The sequence below is a fragment of the Hymenobacter duratus genome (assembly GCF_014698995.1).
Taxonomy (GTDB): domain Bacteria; phylum Bacteroidota; class Bacteroidia; order Cytophagales; family Hymenobacteraceae; genus Hymenobacter; species Hymenobacter duratus.
The window spans coordinates 1,059,043-1,078,734 of record NZ_JACWZZ010000002.1; the positions used below are offsets into that span (position 1 = coordinate 1,059,043).

A 19,692-nucleotide genomic window follows, 5' to 3' on the forward strand; every position below is an offset into this window, starting at 1 on the left:
GGCAGATGCTACCGGGCCTTTTTCGTGCCCGGCCCGCATTTCCGTAGCTTTGCAACCGCCGCTGGTCCGGCGCGTACCTGCTACTCACTCTTTTCTCTGCCCATGCTTGCCCTCGGTGATTACAACAACCTGGAAGTAGCCCGCGCCGTCGATTTTGGCCTCTACCTCACGTCCGACGACGGCGACCTGCTGATTCCGCGCAAGTATGTGCCCGAAGGCACCGAAATCGGGGACGTGCTGCGCGTGTTCGTGTACCGCGACTCCGAGGACCGGTTGATTGCCACCACCCTCGACCCGCTGGCCACTGTGGGCCAATTTGCGGCCCTCACCGTCCGCGACGTGACGCCGACGGGCGCGTTTCTGGACTGGGGCCTCGAAAAAGACCTGTTCCTGCCCTACAGCAACCAGCGCCACAACCTGCGCCCCGGCCAGCGCGAAACCGTGTTTGTGTACCTCGATGAGGCCTCCGACCGGATTGTGGCTTCGGCCAAGTGGGAGTGGTTTCTCAGCGACCAGCCCTACCCCGGCAAAGTCGGCGACTCGGCCGAACTGTTTGTGGCCGCCGAAACCGACATGGGCTTCAAGGTAATCGTGGACGGCACCCACCAGGGCCTGCTCTACCACAACGAAGTGTTCAAGCCGCTGCGCCTCGGCGACGTGCACACCGGCTACGTGCGCGCCATCCGCTCCGATGGCAAGCTGGACCTGAGCCTGCAGCGCCCCGGCCACGATGAAGCGCTGGCCGCCGCCGACACCCTGCTGGAAGCCCTGCGCAATGCGCCCAACCATACCCTGCCCCTCGGCGACAAGAGTGAGCCCGACGACATCTACCGCCGCCTGGGCATGAGCAAAAAGGTGTTTAAAAAGGCCCTCGGCACCCTCTACAAGCGCGGCCAGGTGCAGCTGCAGCCGGAAAGTACGCAGTTGGTGAAAGAAGAGTAAGCAGTGGAAAACTGGCAGATTCATTCCTTGCCGGGAGCGTGTTCTACCACCTACAAGCTTCTCTATTCCGAAGCCGACTTAGCCTTCGTGCTGATCTGTGGTAGCGTGGGCTTTGTGTGTGTCATGGCTTTGCTCTGGAGCGGCTGGCATGCCCACCCCCAAAAAACACTCTTCCTTTTCTTGGTATCCGCAGGCTTTTTCGGAGTCATAGTATACTTCGAGTGGCAAGAGTACCAGATGGATCAGGATATCCGTCAGCACATCGTCACAGCACCAGGCACCATCTTGAGCGTTGGCAGATCAGGCGGCAAGAACACTCTCTATGAGGGACAGTATTGTTTCTGGTATGGCGGCTACCAATACTATGGTCTTGTTCAACTACCAATACAGAATGTATCTTCTTATGAACAGTATTACACCAACAAACAATACACTATTCTATTCTCGAAGCTCAATCCGAATAACTCAAAGTTAGATATAGACTGTCCTGCTGGTTCTGCAGAGTAGCTTTTGGAAGCCATGCCAGACAACCCCCGGCGCGTGCGGCCCGTCTTAGTAGCTGCAGGGCTCCGGCAGAACGCCGGTAGTTGCACTATTCCTTTTTCATCATGCAGAAAACCGCCCTCATTGCCGGGGCCAGCGGCCTGATTGGTAGCCATCTGCTGCCGCTGCTGCTGGCCTCGGGCCGCTACGAGAAAGTAATAGCCGTAGGGCGGCGGCCGGTACCGGTGGTGCACCCCAAACTGGAGCAGCGCATCCTCGATTTCGACCACCTCGAAGACCACCGCATGAGTCTTATTGCCGACGACGTGTACTGCTGCCTGGGCACCACAATGCGGCAGGCAGGCTCCAGAGAGGCATTTTACAAAGTCGATTACCTGTACGTAATAAAGCTGGCGGCCCTCACGGCCGGTAACTTTGCGACGCAGTTGCTGCTGGTGTCGGCTATGGGAGCCGATGCCTCGGCACGGATATACTACAACCGCGTGAAGGGCGAAATGGAAGACGCGGTGCAGCAGACTCCGTTTCGGGCTATTCACCTGTTTCGGCCTTCGCTGCTGCTTGGTGAGCGGGAAACCCAGCGCCCCGGCGAACGGGTAGGCGCGGCGCTGCTGCGGCTGTTGAATCCTTTGTTACGGGGGCCGCTACGTCGGTACCGGGCCGTGGCGGCCGGTACCGTGGCCCGCGCCATGCTGCGCGCCGCCGAAGCCGAAACCACCGGCGTGCAGGTGCACCCTTCCGACGAAATAGCCCGTACCGGCGCGCTGGGCCTCTGAGCGGTTTTCTATCTGACTACGGGAATCATTTGGTACTTTTGCCGGAACATCACTTTTACCAACCTTTCCGTTTTCGTATGAAGCACTTGTTTTTTGGTCTGCTGGCCTTGTTGATTTCGGGCGTGCTCAGCCCCGCATCAGCCCAAAGTAAGAAAGGCAGCGGAGGCGGCAGCGGCTACACCAACGGACTCGGCCTGCGAGGCGGCGGCTACTCGTCAGGAGCCACGTTCAAGCACTTCATGAGCGGCAAAAACAACGTGGCGCTGGAAGCCCTCCTGACCACCGAATACAAGGCCCGCGGGGCCCGGCTCACGGTGCTGCTGGAGAAGCACCACCAGGTTTCCGACATCAAAGGCCTACAGTTCTACTACGGTGCCGGTGCCCACCTCGGCTCCTACAAAGGCCGCTACTACTACGTGGAGCGCCTTTACTACCGCGACAAAAACAAGTACAAGGGCTACTACAACGTGTACTACAACGATGACCGCAACTACGTCGTGTTCGGTGCCGACCTGATTCTGGGCCTCGAATACAAGATGCAGGATCTGCCGTTCGTAGTCGGGGTTGATTACAAGCCTTATTTCGAGGTATTCGATGGCTACACCGGCTTCTACAACGACGCCGCCATCAGCCTGCGCTTCACGTTCTAGGCGTCGCTCAGCTATTGTCAAAAACCGGCTTCAGCAATGCTGAGGTCGGTTTTTTTGTGATGTTGTTTGTCCTCGCTCATGCTACTTCCGCACCACTCGCGTCATCAGGCTTTGTTTTATTATATATAAGATATGATATTTAATAAAAGTCAATAAAATAAGTATACTTGTAGCAGCACACAGTCGGGCTACGCTTTGGGCGTCACAGCCAGGCCGGTACCGTCTGTTTCTCATCAAACACACTTCCAGCGCACACCCGGCTTTTCCCAGGCCTTTATTTCCGAGCTTATCTACCCAGTAATTCACCCACGAAAAAGCCCGCTCAGGTATTCTGAGCGGGCTTTTTTTGTATTACACTGTTAGAAGCGGCGGCCACCTCTATAGGGCACAGCGTGCGGATGATAGTAGCGCGAGCCCGGATGGACAATCACCGGGCGGGGCCGCACAATTACGGCCGGGCGCACCACCCGCGCCGGGCGGTAGTAAGGCCGATAATAGGGCCGGTATGCAGGGCCATAGTACGCGTCGTAATAAGGCCGGGGCGGGCCGGTAGTCACTACAGCCTGCGTTGAAGCTGCACAGCCAGTCAGCAGGCTACCTGCTACCAGCAGAACCAGGAGAAGCGGAAGTTTCAGAAGCTTTTTCATATCGATCAGCGCCGTCTCTGAGTGGAATCGGCTGCTGTACTAGACACAGAAAAGCATCGAAAGTTTAATCAACCTCCGCAAATCACCATAGCCAGTCAACTGATAATCAACCCAAAACCCCAGCTAACACGAAGCTAACCGGGGTTCTAGACATGTTACGAGTGGCGTAACGTCAGAGGGCAATCCGGTACACGGCGTCGGCGGCTCCCCCAAACAGGCCGTAGCCGGAGCGCACGTTGGAATGCAGCGGGGCGGGCTCGGCAAAGGGGTTGCCGTCGGTGTCGTAGTAGCGCAGCAGCGACTGGTAAAAGCGGTACGTTTCGGGCGTGATGCCGCTGACGATGACCTCCAGAAAGGCAGGTTCCGGAATTGTCGGGTTGTTGGGGTCGTAGCTGCCCCGATACTGCAGCAGCACATCGGAGCTGAAACTCAGGCGCTGCCCGTTGCCGCCCACGTCGCTGAATGGATACTGCGAGTAGAGCCCGTATGCCGAGGACAGTTGAAACCGACTCAGGTTGATATCAGGGCCGTCGGCGCCGGGGGCGCTGTAGTCGCGGTATACATCACCCCAGTAGCGGCCGTTCCGATCCAGCACGCGGGCGTAGGCCATGTAGTAATCAGCATAAGCGGCGTTGTCGGCTACCAGAACGGTGAGCCGGCCGCCAAAGCCACCATAGTTATTGTTGGAAGTACTGGCCACGTACTCCACCTTCTCAATGGCCGGCACGGCCGGCATGGTCAGGGTAGCTTCTACGGGCTCCAGACCAGAAGCGGAGGCGCGCAACGTGTAGGTGCGGCCCGGCACGCCCACAAAGTTGCGGGTAGGCACGTAGTAGCCGTACAGGCTGTCTTGGCCGTAGTAGCCATAGGAACCGGAGCGCGCTTTCGAGCGAAACTGCTCCACCACCTGCCCGCTCTCATCGAAGAGCTGTACCGTGGCATCCTTGCGGCCGGCCAACTGCCGGGTTTCGAGCACGCCCTGGCTGCCACTCACAAACAGGTCGCGGACTTCAAAAAAGGCGCGGTAGTCGGGAGTCGCGGGCTGGTTGCTGAGCGTGTAGCTCAGGGCCAGGCGCGGCGTGTGGGGCGGCGTTTCTACGTCCACCACCGTTTCGCAGCCGCTCAGGGCCAGCAGCGCCACCGCAGAAATCGGGAATAGCTTTTTCATCGGGTATATATCGGGCTGCTGCTTAAAACTTGAATGCCTTGCTGAAGGAAGGAATGATGGGAAACAGCGAAATCTGCTTGTAGCTGGGCTTTTCCTCTTCCACGCCGTTGTAGGAGTAGCCGCGCTGGAAGTAGAGGTAGTAGGGGTTGCGGCGGCTATACACGTTGTAGATGCTGAAGCTGTTCACCACTTCGCCCCACTTCTTCTTCTTGGTTTTGCTCAGGTCCAGGTCGAAGCGGTGGTAGGCCCGCATGCGGTAAGAGTTCCGCTCCCCATAGTCCTCAAACTCCTGGTATGGCCCCAGCAGAAACCGCCCCTGCGACAACGTAGTGGCATTGCCGGTGCCATATACCCACGTGCCGGAAAGCGTGAGCGTGGGGCTGAACTTGTGAATGGCCACCACCGAAATGTCGTGGCGCCGGTCGTACTTGTAGGGGTAGATGCGGCCCTGGTTGAGGTCGGGGAAGCGGCGCTTGCTCCAGGCCAGCGTGTAGCCGATCCAGCCGGTGGTGCGGCCAGTTTTCTTCTGCAGAAAAAACTCGCCGCCGTAGGCCCAGCCCTTGCCGCTGGTCACTTTGTTTTCCCAGTCGCTGTCCACCGTGCCCAGGAAGCTGGCGCCCTCCCGGTACTCGATGAGGTTCTGCATGGGCTTGTAGTAGCTCTCGAAGCTCAGCTCATAGTCTTCGTCCTTGAACCGCACAGTTCGGGCCGCGCCTAAGCTCAGCTGCTGCGCGCGCTGCGGCTTGATGGTGGGCGTAGCCGGCACCCAAAGGTCCGTTGGGAGGCCGATACCGCTGTTGGTGAGCAGGTGAATGTACTGCGTAGTGCGGGCATAGGCGGCTTTCAGGGCCCAGTCTTCGGTCAGCAGGAAGCGGGCGGCCACGCGCGGCTCCACACTCGGATAGAGCGTGCCGCGTACCAGAAAGGCATTCAGGCGCAGGCCGCCGTTCACCTTCAGCCGGTCCGTGAGCCGGTAGTCGTCCTCGGCGTAGAGCGACGCTTCCGAGGCCATAGTGCGGGTGCCCAGGTTTATCTGGTTTTCCTCGTTTGTGAAATTGTCCTTCTGCTGCAGCGCGCCCGGCCGGAACGAATGCAGCGTGTACTGGCCCCCGAACCGGATGTAGTGGTCGGGCGAAGGCACGTAGTCGAAGTCGGTTTTGAGGCTGAAGTCGCGGATGTTGGAGAAGTAGCGCAGCGAGTATTTGTCGGTGCGGTCCTGGCCGTTGTTGGTGTAGCGCTGCTCGTCTTCCTGCCCGATATTGAACTGGTATTTGCTGTAGGTGAAGTGCGTGTTCATGAACAGCTGGTTGTTCACCACACGGTTCCAGCGCAGCGCCGACGTCAGGTTGCCCCAGCCCAGATTTGCCTCGCTGCGGCTGTAGTCGCGCCCCCGGCTGTCATCGTCGCGCAGGCGGGCATAGAACTTGTCGTAGCCGGTGTAGGCGCTCAGGTAGAGCCGGTCGCGGCTGCTCACTTTCCAGTTCAGCTTGGCGTTCAGGTCGTGGAAGAAATAGCCAATAGAGCCCTGGGTTCCGTCGGCGGCCAGCTGTGCCTTGATGAAGGGCTGGGCCAGAATATCCAGGTAAGTGCGGCGGGCCGAGACGATGAACGAGGCGGTATCTTTCTTGATGGGGCCTTCGAGCGTGATTTTGGAGGCCACGATGCCAATAGCACCTTCGCCGTGGAACTCCTGCATGTTGCCTTCCTTCATCGAAATATCCAGCACCGACGACAGCCGCCCGCCGTACCGCGCCGGAAAGCCCCCCTTGATCAGCTCCACATTGTTCAGCGCATCGGCATTGAAGACGGAAAAGAAGCCGAACAGGTGTGAGGCATTGTACACCGGTGTGCCGTCGAGCAGGATGAGGTTCTGGTCGGGGGAGCCGCCGCGCACGTAGAGGCCGGTCTGGCCCTCGCCGCCGCTCTGCACGCCGGGCAGCAGCTGCAGCACCTTCAGCACGTCGGTTTCGCCGAAGAGCTTGGGCAGGCTCTTGATCTGGGCAATGGGCACATTGATGGTGCCCATGCGGGTGGTGCGCTCAATCCGCTCCTCAATGGCCTGGCTCCCGATTACCTGCACTTCGCCCAATGCATTGCTCACGGCGCGTAGCCGGAAGTCGTGGGTGGCGCTGCGGGTGGCGGGCGTGGCCCAGCGGCTGCGCTCGTAGCCCAGGTAGCTCACCAGCAGCTGCACGGAGTCGGCGGGCGCTTCGGGCAGCGTGAGCGAATAGAAGCCGTAGGTGTTGGTGGCGGTGCCCTGGCCCGTGGCTGGATTCACTACGGCCACGCCAATCAGGTTTTCGCCGGTGGCACCGTCGCGCACGTAGCCGCTGATGGTGATTTTGCCGGTCTGCTGGGCATAGGCCGGAGCAGCGGCCAGCACAATTCCAGTAGCCAGAATCGTGCGCAAGAAGAAGTGCATAAAAGTTTTTGAATAGCGTGTTATGGAAGGGTATAACCGTCAAAGGTACGCGTCAAACGGCAGCTTTAGGCCGTTGGTATGTGAATGATTCCGGCCCGCCGCAAAAGGTTGCCAGCTCCGTTTTGGGCGGCGAAACACGCTGGCAGCCCGCCCGCTATTTCCGCCATGGCCGGTGCTGGTCATGGAGCAGAAACCCAGCCGTGAACAGGGCCTGGCCGGAGCGCTGCCGGTAGGCGTAGGTCTGCCCCTGAAACTTGAACTCGCGCGAGTAAGGCGTCAGGCTACGCTCGTAGCGGGCATTCAGATCGAAGCGGCCCAGCTGCCAGCCGATGCCCAGCTGGCCCAGCACCTGGGTTGGCAGCTGGCTGCCGTAAATGCTGGCTTGCAGCGCCTCAATAGCCGTGGCGCTACCCTGCCTTTCCGGCGCTACGTAGCGCGCCAGCACCGGGCCGGCCAGCAGGTAGGTTTTCTGGCGGCGCCCTATCCGCACACCGGCCAGGCCCGCCACCTCAAACCGCCGCAGCCGTGGATAGAGGTAGAAGATATTAGGATAGGGCGAAAGTGGATTGTCGAAGTACGTGATGCTCGACTGGTTGCCCAACACCGACGTGTAGGCCACTTCCGGCTGCACAAACACCCGACCCGCACCCAGCTTCAGGCGGGCAAACAGGCTGTAGCGGTTGCCGGTATCATCAAGGCGCGCGCCATCATCATCAGCCCGGAACAGATATTTATCGACCTGGATAGTGGACTCGCGGGCCCAGGTCTGGCTGATGTTGAAGCTGGCCCCAACGCCAATGGCTTCGAGGCGCTGGGCGCGAAGAGCAGCAGGGAGAGCCACCAGCGCGGCCGCAGAAAGCAGAAAAGCACGTTTCATAAAGCTCAGAGAAAGTATAGACGGCTCACGCCACGCGGCTAGCGCCCCAGCGCCAGCCCGATGCGCAGTTTGCCAAAAATATCCACGGCCAGCGCGCCAGTGGCCGCACGGCCCGGATTGGGCGTGAGGGCCACGGGAACGGCCAGACTAAAATCGATGAAGCCGTAGCGGCCCAGGCGGCGCTGCAGCCCGTACACGGCGGCCAGGCTAAGTCGCACAGCCTGCCCGTCGCGGGCGAAAGTGGTGTAGTGCGTTTCGCGGGAATTCCGCCCGAAACCGCTGCTCAGGGCCAGCGAGAGGTAATTGGCCGAGAAATTACTGGCGCTTTTTCCCTTCCGAATCCGTTTGTTCAAGTTGTAGTAGTAGCGGCCGGCCAGTTGGGTACGAACTGCAAAGCCGTTGCGAAGCTGGCGCGTTTCGGCGTCGCGGTAGCGCAGGAAATCCGGGCTCACCTCGCCCAGCACCGACCATACCGGCGTCAGCTTCCGCTCGTAGGCCAGGTGCACGCCCAGGCGGGAGCTCAGCAGCGAATCGGGGCCGTTGGCAATGCCTTGGTAGACGGCGCCGATATTGTTCAGACCCAGCTTCCAGAGTTGCGTTTCCTCAATCTGCAACCGCACCAGCTTGCTGTACTGCTGGCCTAGCCGGCTGCCCGCAACGGGTTCGGAAGCGGGCAGCGGCGCCGGCAGCGTTTCCTCCCCATAGCTGATGCGCGACGAGTCAGTGGGCGTTTGGGCCCGGGCCGAACCCGCTACCACGACAAGCAGCACAGCCAGCACAAAGGCATTGCGGAGGGTAGAAAAGATGTTCATACGAGAGAGTGATGAGGCAATTAGCGCCGGATGAGTAAGGGCTGCGCCTGCAGCGTAATGGGGGCATAGGAAGTCAGGACCCGGATGAGCGGCAGCCGCGCCGCCGTGCTGACGCGCAGCGACTCTTGGCCGGTGGTTTTACGCACGCCACCCGCGTAGCTGGCCGGCACCGTGAGCGTGCTGTGGGCAGTGCTCAGGTTGTACTGGTAAAGGCCCAGCTCCGGCACTCCAATCTTCACTTCCGTGCGCTGCGCATCTATAAACACGCTCTTCAGTTCGGCGGTAGGCTCCAGCAGCACACTGCCGTACCGGTTGCGGATGGTGTAGCTGCCCCCCGCCCCTACCAGGCTCAGCGCCGACTTATCGGCCTCGCAGGTAAAGCTGAAGTTGGTGTTCGTGCTGTTGAGGTCGGCGTAGCGAATAAGAGCATTGAGGCTGCCGCCCATATCCTGTAGAACTATCTGCCCGAAATCCTGCTCCAGCTTCTGCTTGCCCGAAAGATTGGTCAGGTAGGTCTGGCCGTAGGCATTGATGACCTGCAGCGGGTTGCCGGCCGGCATTTGCACGGTGTATTCGGCGCGCAGGTCGCTGCGTACCGCTGTTACACCGGGGGGCAGCGCGAAGTAGTTGACCAAGTCGATGACGCCGCCGCTTTTTTCTATCAGATGCCGTGCTACAGTCAGCTCTTTTTCAGCCACGGTGCGCTCTGGATGGCGCGCTATCAGGCGCAGCACCACGCGCATTGTAGGCTTGTCCCAACCCTGTATTCGCAGCGTAGCTTTTTCGGCGCGCACCCGTACCAGCACTCCGGCCGGGCAGGGCAGCGTTTGCTCAATGGTGCGCGTCACGACCTGTACTTTATTTTGGGCCTGCGCTGGCGGCATGCTCGCCAGAAGCACAGCCAGACCACCGTACAGGCGCATCCGATGCAGCATCAACAGTATATTTTTCATGAGATGAGCAGTTGAATCAGCTCCCGCGTGACGGTGGCTTTCAGGGTAGTGATATGCACCTGGTGCTGCACCAGCTCCGGCGTGCTGCCAAACCGGCGCACATCCTGGCGCAGGCTCTGTTCCTCGGTTTCAAGCTCCGAGAGCTGGCTACGCAGCTGCTGAAACTCATCGGACTGGCACACGGTGGGCAGCGAGGTGCAATGCGCATCAATAAAAGCTACGCCCTGCTGGCCCAGCGGGTCGAAGGCCAGCGGAGCAGCCGGGCTGGCAGCAGGAGCCGTCACTACTTCTTCGCTGTAGGCAATGGTTTCGAGCGGAGCGGCGGCTTCGGTGGTAGCCACCGCGTCGGGTAGCGCCTGGGGAGCGTATGCCGGGCGCAACAGCCAGGCAGCCAGCAGCATCAGCACTGCCGCTGCTACTCCACTCACCCACCGCAACGTGGCAGCTGGCCACAGGGACTTTATCTGAGGCACAGGGTCCGGGGTCCGGAACACTGGCGTTTCCTCCGGGGCATCCAGGCGGGCTGCTATGGCGTTCCAAAGGGCATCGTCGGGCTCGTGAGTGGGCAGGTGCGGCAGGGTGCGGGTTACAGCTTCTTCGGCCGTAAGCTGCGCCAGAATGCGCGGCCAGGTAGCGGCGGCGGGTTCGTGGGTGGGCAGGTGGTGCAGGGCCCGCCGCAGGTGCTCCCGCCCGGTTTCGGGGGTGTCAGGGGTCTGGCTCATGCGTGGTAGTAATGATGCAGTTTCACTTGCAGCAGCTTTTTGGCGTGGAAAAGCTGCGACTTGCTGGTGCCTTCCGTAATGTTCAGCAACTCGGCTACTTCGCGGTGCAGGTAGCCTTCCACCTCAATCAGGCAGAATACCGCCCGGTAGCCAGCCGGCAGCTCGCCAATGGCCTTTTCCAGGGCTTCGCCCGTCAGGCTGTCGTGCCAGGCAACAGTAGGCTCGGGGTGGCGGGCCTCGTTATAGATTTCCATGCGCTGCTCCTGGCGCAGCACCCGCAGGGCCCGCCGCACCACAATGGCCTTAATCCAGGCGCCCAGGGTGGACTGCTGCCGAAAGCCGCCCAGGTTGCGAAATACATCTACAAAGCCTTCCTGCAAGGCATCCTGCGCCAGGTCCCGGTCGTTGAGGATGCGAAGAGCACAGGAGAACATGGCGGTTTTGTAGCGTTGGTAGAGTTGGTACTGCGCCGCCCGGTCTTGCGCCAGGCAGCCGTTCAGCAGCAGCTGTTCGTCATCGGAAGAAATAGAGGCGGGCAGCACAGTCACGGAAGAGGGAGTTGGCGGAAAGTGCCGCGTGCACCGGAAAAGGTTGGCCGGACGAAAAACTTTTTCCTGAAAATGGCTCTGGCAGCGCCGGAGCCTCCTTACCAGACACAAAAACGCCTGCCCTTGAAGAAGAGCAGGCGTTGGCTGAGTCCGTTACGGGTCAGATTATTTCTTGCTGCCGGCGTATTCGGCGTTCAGGTATTTGAGCACCTGGGGCGTAATGTCGAGGTCTTTGCGGCCGTAGGCAATGGTGCCGCTGGGCGCCGCAATCAGAATCAGGCGGTAGCCGTTGGCTTTGCCGTACTTCTCAAGCTGCTTGTTGAGGCGGCCGAGCACGTTTTCGGTCATCTTGGCTTCTTCCTGCTGGGCCTGCTGCTGCAGCTTCTGCTGGCTTTGCGCTACCTGCTGCTGCTGGGCTCCCAGCTTCTGCTCGGTGGCGGCGCGCTGCTCGGCAGTCATGCTTTCACCCTGCTTCTGATACTGCTGCACGGCCGTCTGGAAGCTTTGTACCAGCTTTTGGTTCTGGGCTTCCCAGCCTCTGGCTTTCGCCTCGAAGCTCTTGCGGGCATCCTGCATGCCTTTGTAGCCGTCCAACAGCTTGCCCGACTCCACGTAGGCTACCTTGTCGGTATCGGCGGCGGCAGTGGTTAGCGCATCTGTTTCCTCCGGCTCTACAGTGGCTTCCGTTACGGCACCGCTGGAATCGGTAGATGCTACTACTGCCGGCGCTTTGCGGGTGGGAGCCGCGGCGGGCTTGTTGGCGAAATGCAAATAGAACAGCACAGCCACGGCAATGACCAGCACGGCATTGATGGCCAGTTGGAGAGAATTTTTCATTCGGGGAATAAGAGAAAAACAAAAAAGCCGCCTGCCACCGGCAAACGGCTCCCCAAAGAAACGAAGGTCTTCGGATTAAATTGACTACCGGACTCAGGGCGCTTCCGGCTCGTCGTCTTCCGGGTCGTCGGGGTCGTGCTCCAGCGGCTTCATGGGCTTTTCTTCGTAGGGCGGCGCCAGGTCCACACGGCTGGGGGCCGCATCGGTGCGGCCTACATGCACCAGCGCATCGCCCTGGTTCACGACCGGCATGTGGTTGAGCCCGATGACGTAGCCCGATACCGGGGCTTCCAGCCGCACGGCCGTTTCGCCGTACGGGTCGGCAACGGAGCCGTACACCTGGCCTTTCTCGATATAGTCGCCGTTGCGAACCAGACTCCGGAACAGTCCCGCGAACTTGGCCCGCAGCCACGTATGGCGCAAACACACCACGCCCGGGTGCTCCGGCCGGGAGGCTTCGGCCACCATACCCAGGTGGTGCAGCACCCGAAACGTGCCCGCAATGCCTAGGTCAATGCCCGGCTCGTCGAGCCGCAGCGACTCGCCGGTTTCATACACAATGATGCGCCTGCCCTGCTGCATAGCCGTTTCGCGCAGGGAGCCGGCCCGCAGCGCGGCGTGCAGCGTAAAAGGTGCGGCAAAGGCGGCAGCCATGGCGTCGGTTTCGGGGTCTTCGTGCAGCAGGCACCGGATCTGGGGCATGTTGGAGCGCGCCGCGCCGCCCGTATGAAAATCGATGCCATAATCAATCAACGGCATGATTTCGCGCATGAAGCGGTGCGCTACGCGGCTGGCCAGCGAGCCACGGGGGTTGCCGGGAAAGCTCCGGTTCACATCCTTGCCATCGGGCACATCCCGCGAGAAATTCAGAAACCCATAGATGTTGAGGATGGGAATGGCAATGATGGTGCCTTTCAGGGGCCGCAACAAGTCGCGCCGGATCAGGCGCCGGATGATTTCGATGCCATTTACCTCGTCGCCATGCATGCCAGCCATCAGCAGCACCGTGGGGCCGGGCACGACGGAGCGGAACACATGGACCGGAATATCGATGACCGTACCCGAGGGCAGCCGCGAAATTACCAGCCGCGTCAGAATTCGCTCACCAGGCTTGATGGTGAGGCCGTTGAGGCAGATATCAGCAGACGCGGCAGTAGCAGTCAAATCCATCGGCGGATGCAGCGCGAAGCTCCAGCTCCGCGCTTTGTAGAACGTACTCACGATAGTGCCTCGCGGAAAAGCTGCCGCATCTGAAGCTGGAGATTCAGAGGGCGCTCAGCTTACTGCTGTGATTCAGGCCGGCGCCACCACTGCTATGCCAAAGGTGGCTTGCGGCAACGGAAGATATAGAAAGCAGCGGAATTTGCGCAGCCCGCGCTCAGGCAATGTTTTTCGCGTTTCCGCCCAGCTACATCGGTACATCCGACTGGTTGTCGGGCATGGGCTGTTTCTGGCGGGGCTTGGTGCCGGCTTTGGACTTTTTGCGCTGTGCTATATCCGCCGTGTATTCAATGATGCGGCCGGCAATGTCAAGGCCGGTGGCTTTTTCGATGCCCTCCAACCCCGGCGACGAATTCACTTCCAGCACCAGCGGGCCGCGCTTGCTCTGCAGCATATCCACGCCCGCAATGCCCAGGCCCAGCGCCTTAGCCGCCAGCAGGGCCGCCGCTTTTTCAGCGCGGGTAAGTTTTACGAGGGTGCCGGAGCCGCCGCGGTGCAGGTTGGAGCGGAACTCGCCTTCCTTGCCCTGCCGCTTCATAGCGCCTACTACTTCGCCGTTCACCACAAAGGCCCGTAAATCGGCGCCCTTGCTTTCGGCAATGAATTCCTGCACAATAATGCGCGCCTTCAGGTTATGGAAGGCCTCAATCACCGATTGCGCGGCCTTCGCCGACTCGGCCAGCACCACGCCCAGGCCCTGCGTTCCTTCCAGCAGCTTGATGATGACCGGCGCACCGCCTACTTGCTCAATCATGGCTGGCACCTCGTCGGAGTAGTTGGTGAAGGCCGTTTTGGGCATGCCCACCCCGGCCCGGGACAGAATCTGCATGGAGCGGAGTTTGTCGCGGCTACGCACAATGGCCTGGCTTTCTACAGCCGTGCGCACTTTCATCATTTCAAACTGACGCACTACGGCGCAGCCATAAAACGTGACGGAAGCCCCGATACGGGGAATAATTGCGTCGATGCCTTCCAGCGTCCGGCCTTCGTACAGAATGCCCGGCTTGCCCTTTTCGAGCACCAGATTACAGTGTAGATGATCTAAAACCACGGCTTCGTGGCCCCGCAGCGTAGCGGCCTCCACAAGGCGGGTGGTAGAATACAGCTTCGGCTCGCGCGATAGAATCGCCAGTTTCATCAGAGAGAATAGAGAAGGTGGAGTGGAGCAGAAGCGTCTGCAAGAGAATACGCCGGGCGTATCAGGACCGCGAAGAATCTGCGGCAAGTTGGGTTTTGGAAGATACGTTGCGCCGCGTTACGTCTACCACAAAGCGGCCGTGGCGCAAGAGCAAGCGCCCCAGCAGCACTGGGTATTTCATGTCGGAGCGGTCAGAGAGCGAAAACTCGGTGTTGAAATCTTCGCCAAATATCCGCAGGATAGCCCGGATAACGTAGCGTTCCTGCACTTCGCCGTTGGAACTTTTGATGTCGCGCAGACTGAACTCAGCAAATTCCATGGGCTTGCCATCAAAGTCCGGATGCGAGGGGTCGAGCAGCTGCACATGCAGGCGCTGGCGGCCCGCAGCATCCGTTACCAGATGAATATTGGAGCAATGGATGGCACTGGTGTAGGCCCCGGTATCCACCTTGGCCTCTACTCCCCACAGCTGAAACTGCGGAAAGTCTACCAGCTCCCGCCGACCTACAATACGCTTGGGTACGCGCTGCTTTTTCATCGGCGGACAAGTAAAGGCGAAATGGTGAGATTGTGAAATGCGGGTCTGCCGGCGGTGTAGTCACTACGCGAGGTGCGGCTAACTTACCATCTCACAGCCTTTTTGCTTAGCCTTTGTAGCTGATGCGGTATACGGCATCGTTCTGATCGTCGGAGACAAGCAGCGAGCCGTCGGGCAGCACCAGCAAGCATACGGGGCGGCCCCAGGGCTTCTGGCCCTGCAGCCAGCCCTCGGCAAATGGCTCATAGGAAGTTGCCTGCTTGCCCGTGGCATCGAGTTTCACAAGCATAATGCGGTACCCGATTTTGCTGCTTCGGTTCCAGGAGCCATGCTCCGGAATCAGAATCTGGTTGCGGTATTGGGCCGGAAACTGCTTGCCAGTGTAGAATTTCATACCCAGCGCCGCCACGTGTGGCCCCAGCTTACGGGCGGGCTTCTGGTAGGTATCGGCGGAGCGGCCTTTGCTAAGCTGCGGGTCGGGTACATCACCGGCAAAGAAGTACGGAAACCCAAAGTGTAGGCCGGCATTGGCGGCGCGGTTCAGCTCATCGGCGGGCAGGTTGTCGCCGAGCATGTCGCGGCCGTTGTCGGTAAACCACAGCGCTTTATCCTGCGGGCTCCAGTCGAAACCAACGGTATTGCGCACGCCCTGGGCAAATACTTCCAGCCCGGTGCCGTCGGCATTCAGGCGGTTGATGGTACCATAGATGGGTTCTTCGGGCAGGCAGGAATTGCAGGGTGCGCCCACGGGCACATACAGCTTGCCATCGGGGCCGAAGGCAATGTAGCGGTACCCATGCCAGTCTTTATTAGGCAGCTTGTCATACACCACGGCCGGTTTGGGCTTCTGCCTGAGGCGCGTGGCAATGTTGTCGTAGCGCAGAATGCGGTTGATTTCGGCTACGTAGAGCGCCCCGTTGCGCACAGCCACGCCATTGGGCGCGTTCAGGCCCGTCGCCACCGTCACGACTTCATCGGCGCGGCCGTCCTTGTTGCGGTCGGGCAGGGCGTACACTTTGTCGTCCTTGGTACCCACGTACACAGTGCCATCGGGCCCGACAGCCAGTTCGCGGGCACTTTTTACGCCTTGTGCGAAGTAGCTAATCGTGAAGCCGGCGGGCAGCTTAATCTTGCTCAGGTTAGCATCGGGGGCGGCTGTGGGGCGAGCCGGGGCAAAAGCTGCCAGCAGCACCGGAGCCAGCAGCAGTACAGGAAGGAAGTGGCGCGTCGTCATATACTGCGTCAAACCGCAGATAGCTCCCGAAGGTTGCCGGGATGTATGCACAAGGCCACCGGAGCCACGGGGCAGCAGTTCTAGGCTGCACTCCCTGCGGCTCCGGTGGCCTTACTCTGCCTGTGCTTTATATTCGCCCTTCGCGCTGCTGGCGCTGCAGCCGCTCATACTCGCGCTCCGAGAGCTGGGCCCGGCCGAAGCCGCCATACACACCAATACCGTTCATGAGCACGCCAAAACCCCAGAACACAGTAGACCACACCGGCCACGGAATCGGGTGCGACTCCCGCCCCGTCAGGGCCCAGATGGCCCACAGCAGGGCATTCACCGTGAGGTAGGTGAACAGGTGTGATTTAAATTTGGCGCGGTCTTTTGCCATACGCCACAGCTGCGGGTCACGTTCGGTGGTTTCCATGGAGACAGAAGGAGTTTTGGTGGATGAATGCTCAAACCTAGCCGGCTCCTTAAATATACACAACTGAATATTCCCCAAGCGGCAACTTCGGCGGTTGAACCCGCAAAAAACGCAGCCGGGCTGTAGTGTGCTCCGGTAGGTTCGCGCTGGCATTCTTCCTGTTTTTCCATACATATGCCTCAGTAGTGTCTAGCATGGCCCAGGCCATACGGAGGCTTCCGGCCCGGCAGCTTCGCTATAGCAGTACCATGTGCGGTGGATTTTGTAAATTCAGTCAGGATTGGATTTTCACTTCTACCCCCAGGACATGGAACTCTCCCATAAGTTGCCTTTGGCCGGGCACCGCCGCAACAGCTCCTCCAATCCGGTCTGGATGGATGTGCTGCGTATTCTGCTGGGTCTGTTCCTGTTTGTGAAGGGCATTGCCTTTCTGGACCACACCAGTGACGTTTTTTACCTGCTGAGCCAACAGCAGAGCCTGGCCGAGCTCAAAAGAGCGTCGATCTTTTTCAGCATCTTTCATATTGTTGGCGGGCTCATGATAGCCGCCGGGGCCCTGACCCGGTTTGCGCTGCTTTGCCAGATTCCTATCCTGCTGGGAGCCGTGCTTATCGTAAATCCTCAGAATGGACTGGAACTGGAAAACCGGGAGCTTTGGGTTTCTATGGTGGTGCTAGGGCTGCTTCTGTTTTTTATGGTGGTGGGCCCAGGCCGGTTTTCGGTAGACAACAAGATTTTCCGGGAGCAGAAACAATAGTATTAGCCTTACTGGCTTGCTAGAGCCGCACGTCCAGATGCTGGCGCAGGTAGGCGGCCACGTTGTGCAGCAGGCCGCCGTGCCCGGCCTCCAGCAATATGGTGCGGCCGGCACGCAACGCCCCCGTAAAACGCTCCAAGCCAGCATGCGGAATCACCACATCGTGGCGGCCCAGGAGAAACGTGACGGGAATAGGGCGGCGGTTGAGCACGGCGGCCAGCTGGCCCAAATCGAAGGTGAGCTGCCGAAAACCAACCCAACTGCGGTATACGCGCAGGCGCTTTTCGCGGCTATCCAGCTGCCATTCGGCGAAGCGCACGAGGCGGGCCGGCACCAGCCGGTGCTTTTCCAGCCGCCCCAGAAACCGCAGCAGATTCTCGGGTTTCAGCACGGCCCGGCCCAGCACGCCGCGCATCCAGGGCGGATAGGTAGCCAGCGCATACCAGAACTGCCGTTGCAAACCGTCGGGCGCAATCAGCCAGATGTTCTTTACCCGCTCCGGAAACTGCTCGGCGGCTGTCAGCGCGAATTTGGCGCCCATGCTGAAGGCCAGCAGACTGAATTCGTGGATGCCTTCCTGCCGCAGAAAGTCATGTAGCATTTCGGCCAGCCGCTGTTTGCGGAGTGGAGCATCAGCTTTGAGCAGGTGGCTGCGGCCGTGGTAAAACAGGTCGAAGGCATACACGGTCAGCCCATCACCTAACGCGTTTATCACAGCGTGCCAGTGCCCCTGGCTCTGCCCGTAGCCGTGAAAAGCCAGCACTACGCGCGGCCCGGCGCCATATACGTGGTAGTGCAGGCGGCTTGGCATACGGTAAGATTTAGATTCTGCGTGCGTAGCGCCCTGTTGGTTTTGCGCCCATATTCCCTTCCTGCTCCCGCTACCCTATCCGCGACACGCCACCCGACACGATGAACTTCATTACCTCGCTGCTGGGCAACTCCAGGTAGGATATGGCGGCCGGCTGCACCAGCACCAACTCGCCGGAGAAATTGTAGGAGTGCGGAAAATACACCGCCACCAGGTCTTCGCGGTTCAGCGCCGCCAGATTATCCTGCGTTATGAATCCCATTTTGTAGACGTTGTCCTGGCCATTGAGGCGCACCAGCACGGGGCAATTGAACTTCTGGTTGTCGCCGACGAAGGCATCGAACAGGTCTTTGAGGCTGGAATAGATGATGCTGACCAGGGGTGTGCGGTGCAGCAGCCGCTCGGCAATAACCAGGAAGGGCCGCACCATAAACGACCTAGCCACAAACCCGATTATCGTCACCAGGAACACGGCCACCACCAGCCCCAGGCCCGGCACGCCGTAGTTGGGAAACAGGTTGTCGAGCCAATTGAATACGGCGTACAGAATATATATCGTGAGGCCGATGGGCGCCACGATAAGAAACCCGTTGAGAAAGTAATTGAACAGTTTACGCATGCCGCGAATGTACTATACGGCGGCGCCTTGCCCTGGCCTAGATAGAAAAATCAGGCATTAACTGCTAAAGCGCGGCTATACCAATACTTGCCCGACACTCAAAAAAGACTTCCCTGCGCTATTCCTATTATGGAAGAAAGCGCAGGGAAGCTTATTACAGGTTAGTATAGTTCGGGGAGGCTTACACTACGTGCTCGGCTACTTCTTCTATCCGCTCTTTCACGCGTTGCATGAGCCACATGGGGGTGCTGGTAGCACCGCAAATTCCCACTGATTGGGCATCATGAAACCATGCTTCGTCCAGTTCCTGCTCGTTTTCTACAAAGTAGCTGCGCGGGTTGGTTTTGTTCACCACCGAAAACAGGGCCTTGCCGTTGGAGCTCTTTCGTCCGCTCACGAACACAATTACATCGTGCTCCACGGCAAATTTCGCCAGGGCCGGCTCCCGGTTGCTGACCTGCCGGCAGATGCTGTCGTTGGCATCAAACGACTCCAATGATCCGCCGGCCGCCTGAATGCGCTCCTCCATTACGGCTTTCATGTGGTAGAAGCCGGCGGTGCTTTTGGTGGTCTGGCTGAAGAGCGTCACGGGCCGCGCGAAGTCCACCTGGTCGAGGTCGGCTTCGGTCATGATGATGATGGCGCGGTTGCCGGTCTGGCCCGTGAGGCCGGCCACTTCGGCATGGCCCGGCTGCCCGTATATCACAATCTGGCCATTCTGGCGCTGGCTGGCATCGAAGGCATGCTTCACGCGGTTCTGGAGCTTAAGTACCACCGGGCAGGAGGCGTCAATCAGCTCGATGTTGTTGCGCAGGGCCAGCTGGTAGGTTTCCGGCGGCTCGCCATGCGCCCGAATCAGCACTTTGCAGTCGTGCAGGTTTTCGAGCTGCTCCCGGTCAATTATGCGGAGGCCTTTGCCGTGCAGGCGCTCCACTTCCATGCGGTTGTGCACAATGTCGCCGAGGCAGTACAGGGTTTCATCCTGGGCCAGTTCGTCCTCGGCCATCTGAATGGCAAACTCGACGCCGAAGCAATAGCCGGAATTCTTGTCAATGGTAACGTTCATAGCCCTTGGGGTGCAGCGTACGAAGTAGGTGGAGGGTG

Annotated in this window: 22 protein-coding genes; 5 read left to right on the forward strand and 17 right to left on the reverse strand. The window is 59.8% G+C overall.

Going from position 1 to position 19,692, the window contains the following annotated elements; all coding sequences use genetic code 11:
- Positions 1-102: 102 nt before the first annotated feature.
- From IC231_RS12460 to IC231_RS12475, 4 genes are all read left to right on the forward strand, one after another.
- Positions 103-942: a CvfB family protein gene (locus tag IC231_RS12460; RefSeq protein WP_190784810.1), complete on the forward strand. Its 840-nt coding sequence runs from the start codon at positions 103-105 to the stop codon at positions 940-942.
- Between the two features lie 3 nt (positions 943-945).
- Complete coding sequence (locus tag IC231_RS12465) at positions 946-1,449, forward strand: hypothetical protein (protein WP_190784811.1); 504 nt, start codon at positions 946-948, stop codon at positions 1,447-1,449.
- 101 nt (positions 1,450-1,550) lie between these two features.
- Complete coding sequence (locus tag IC231_RS12470) at positions 1,551-2,219, forward strand: NAD-dependent epimerase/dehydratase family protein (RefSeq protein ID WP_190784812.1); 669 nt, start codon at positions 1,551-1,553, stop codon at positions 2,217-2,219.
- Positions 2,220-2,296: 77 nt separating this feature from the next.
- The gene (locus IC231_RS12475) at positions 2,297-2,869 is read left to right on the forward strand and encodes a hypothetical protein (protein ID WP_190784813.1); all 573 of its coding nucleotides are present in this window, start codon (positions 2,297-2,299) and stop codon (positions 2,867-2,869) included.
- A 359-nt stretch (positions 2,870-3,228) separates the two neighbouring features.
- Here IC231_RS12475 and IC231_RS12480 read toward each other — a convergent pair whose 3' ends face one another.
- From IC231_RS12480 to IC231_RS12545, 14 genes are all read right to left on the reverse strand, one after another.
- On the reverse strand, positions 3,229-3,516 hold the full coding sequence (locus IC231_RS12480) for a hypothetical protein (protein ID WP_190784814.1): 288 nt from the start codon (positions 3,514-3,516) through the stop codon (positions 3,229-3,231).
- A gap of 172 nt (positions 3,517-3,688) precedes the next feature.
- Complete coding sequence (locus tag IC231_RS12485; RefSeq protein WP_190784815.1) at positions 3,689-4,684, reverse strand: DUF4249 family protein; 996 nt, start codon at positions 4,682-4,684, stop codon at positions 3,689-3,691.
- Between the two features lie 22 nt (positions 4,685-4,706).
- Positions 4,707-7,106: a TonB-dependent receptor gene (locus IC231_RS12490; protein WP_190784816.1), complete on the reverse strand. Its 2,400-nt coding sequence runs from the start codon at positions 7,104-7,106 to the stop codon at positions 4,707-4,709.
- Between the two features lie 154 nt (positions 7,107-7,260).
- On the reverse strand, positions 7,261-7,983 hold the full coding sequence (locus tag IC231_RS12495; RefSeq protein WP_190784817.1) for a hypothetical protein: 723 nt from the start codon (positions 7,981-7,983) through the stop codon (positions 7,261-7,263).
- 38 nt (positions 7,984-8,021) lie between these two features.
- Complete coding sequence (locus IC231_RS12500; RefSeq protein WP_190784818.1) at positions 8,022-8,795, reverse strand: hypothetical protein; 774 nt, start codon at positions 8,793-8,795, stop codon at positions 8,022-8,024.
- A gap of 20 nt (positions 8,796-8,815) precedes the next feature.
- Positions 8,816-9,748 (reverse strand): hypothetical protein, encoded by a 933-nt coding sequence (locus IC231_RS12505; RefSeq protein ID WP_190784819.1) that lies wholly within the window; start codon positions 9,746-9,748, stop codon positions 8,816-8,818.
- Positions 9,745-10,470 carry a hypothetical protein gene (locus tag IC231_RS12510; RefSeq protein WP_190784820.1) on the reverse strand — a complete coding sequence of 242 codons (726 nt, stop codon included), beginning with the start codon at positions 10,468-10,470 and terminating at the stop codon, positions 9,745-9,747. The genes IC231_RS12505 and IC231_RS12510 overlap by 4 nt, the downstream gene beginning before the upstream one ends.
- Complete coding sequence (locus IC231_RS12515; protein ID WP_211539031.1) at positions 10,467-11,018, reverse strand: RNA polymerase sigma factor; 552 nt, start codon at positions 11,016-11,018, stop codon at positions 10,467-10,469. Before IC231_RS12515 ends, IC231_RS12510 begins: the two co-directional genes overlap by 4 nt.
- A 165-nt stretch (positions 11,019-11,183) precedes the next feature.
- A complete protein-coding gene (locus IC231_RS12520; RefSeq protein ID WP_190784821.1) occupies positions 11,184-11,855 on the reverse strand; it encodes an OmpH family outer membrane protein in 672 nt (223 codons plus the stop codon).
- A 93-nt stretch (positions 11,856-11,948) separates the two neighbouring features.
- The gene (locus tag IC231_RS12525; RefSeq protein ID WP_211539033.1) at positions 11,949-13,076 is read right to left on the reverse strand and encodes a succinylglutamate desuccinylase/aspartoacylase family protein; all 1,128 of its coding nucleotides are present in this window, start codon (positions 13,074-13,076) and stop codon (positions 11,949-11,951) included.
- A 187-nt stretch (positions 13,077-13,263) separates the two neighbouring features.
- Positions 13,264-14,214, reverse strand: coding sequence for a 30S ribosomal protein S6--L-glutamate ligase (gene rimK, locus IC231_RS12530; RefSeq protein WP_190784822.1), 951 nt, complete (start codon positions 14,212-14,214; stop codon positions 13,264-13,266).
- 61 nt (positions 14,215-14,275) lie between these two features.
- The gene (locus tag IC231_RS12535) at positions 14,276-14,752 is read right to left on the reverse strand and encodes an ATP-dependent zinc protease family protein (RefSeq protein ID WP_190784823.1); all 477 of its coding nucleotides are present in this window, start codon (positions 14,750-14,752) and stop codon (positions 14,276-14,278) included.
- A gap of 106 nt (positions 14,753-14,858) precedes the next feature.
- Positions 14,859-15,986, reverse strand: coding sequence for a PQQ-dependent sugar dehydrogenase (locus tag IC231_RS12540; RefSeq protein ID WP_190784824.1), 1,128 nt, complete (start codon positions 15,984-15,986; stop codon positions 14,859-14,861).
- 127 nt (positions 15,987-16,113) lie between these two features.
- The gene (locus IC231_RS12545; protein ID WP_190784825.1) at positions 16,114-16,401 is read right to left on the reverse strand and encodes a 2TM domain-containing protein; all 288 of its coding nucleotides are present in this window, start codon (positions 16,399-16,401) and stop codon (positions 16,114-16,116) included.
- Positions 16,402-16,708: 307 nt separating this feature from the next.
- Here IC231_RS12545 and IC231_RS12550 point away from each other — a divergent pair, with 307 nt between their 5' ends.
- Entirely contained in the window at positions 16,709-17,158 is a 450-nt protein-coding gene (locus tag IC231_RS12550; protein ID WP_190784826.1) for a DoxX family protein, read from the forward strand.
- A 19-nt stretch (positions 17,159-17,177) separates the two neighbouring features.
- Here IC231_RS12550 and IC231_RS12555 read toward each other — a convergent pair whose 3' ends face one another.
- The 3 genes from IC231_RS12555 to IC231_RS12565 all read right to left on the reverse strand — a co-directional run bounded on the left by IC231_RS12555 (position 17,178) and on the right by IC231_RS12565 (position 19,654).
- Complete coding sequence (locus tag IC231_RS12555; protein ID WP_190784827.1) at positions 17,178-17,969, reverse strand: alpha/beta fold hydrolase; 792 nt, start codon at positions 17,967-17,969, stop codon at positions 17,178-17,180.
- Positions 17,970-18,039: 70 nt separating this feature from the next.
- On the reverse strand, positions 18,040-18,588 hold the full coding sequence (locus IC231_RS12560; RefSeq protein ID WP_190784828.1) for a DUF502 domain-containing protein: 549 nt from the start codon (positions 18,586-18,588) through the stop codon (positions 18,040-18,042).
- 181 nt (positions 18,589-18,769) lie between these two features.
- The gene (locus tag IC231_RS12565; RefSeq protein WP_190784829.1) at positions 18,770-19,654 is read right to left on the reverse strand and encodes a 4-hydroxy-3-methylbut-2-enyl diphosphate reductase; all 885 of its coding nucleotides are present in this window, start codon (positions 19,652-19,654) and stop codon (positions 18,770-18,772) included.
- Positions 19,655-19,692 lie beyond the last annotated feature (38 nt).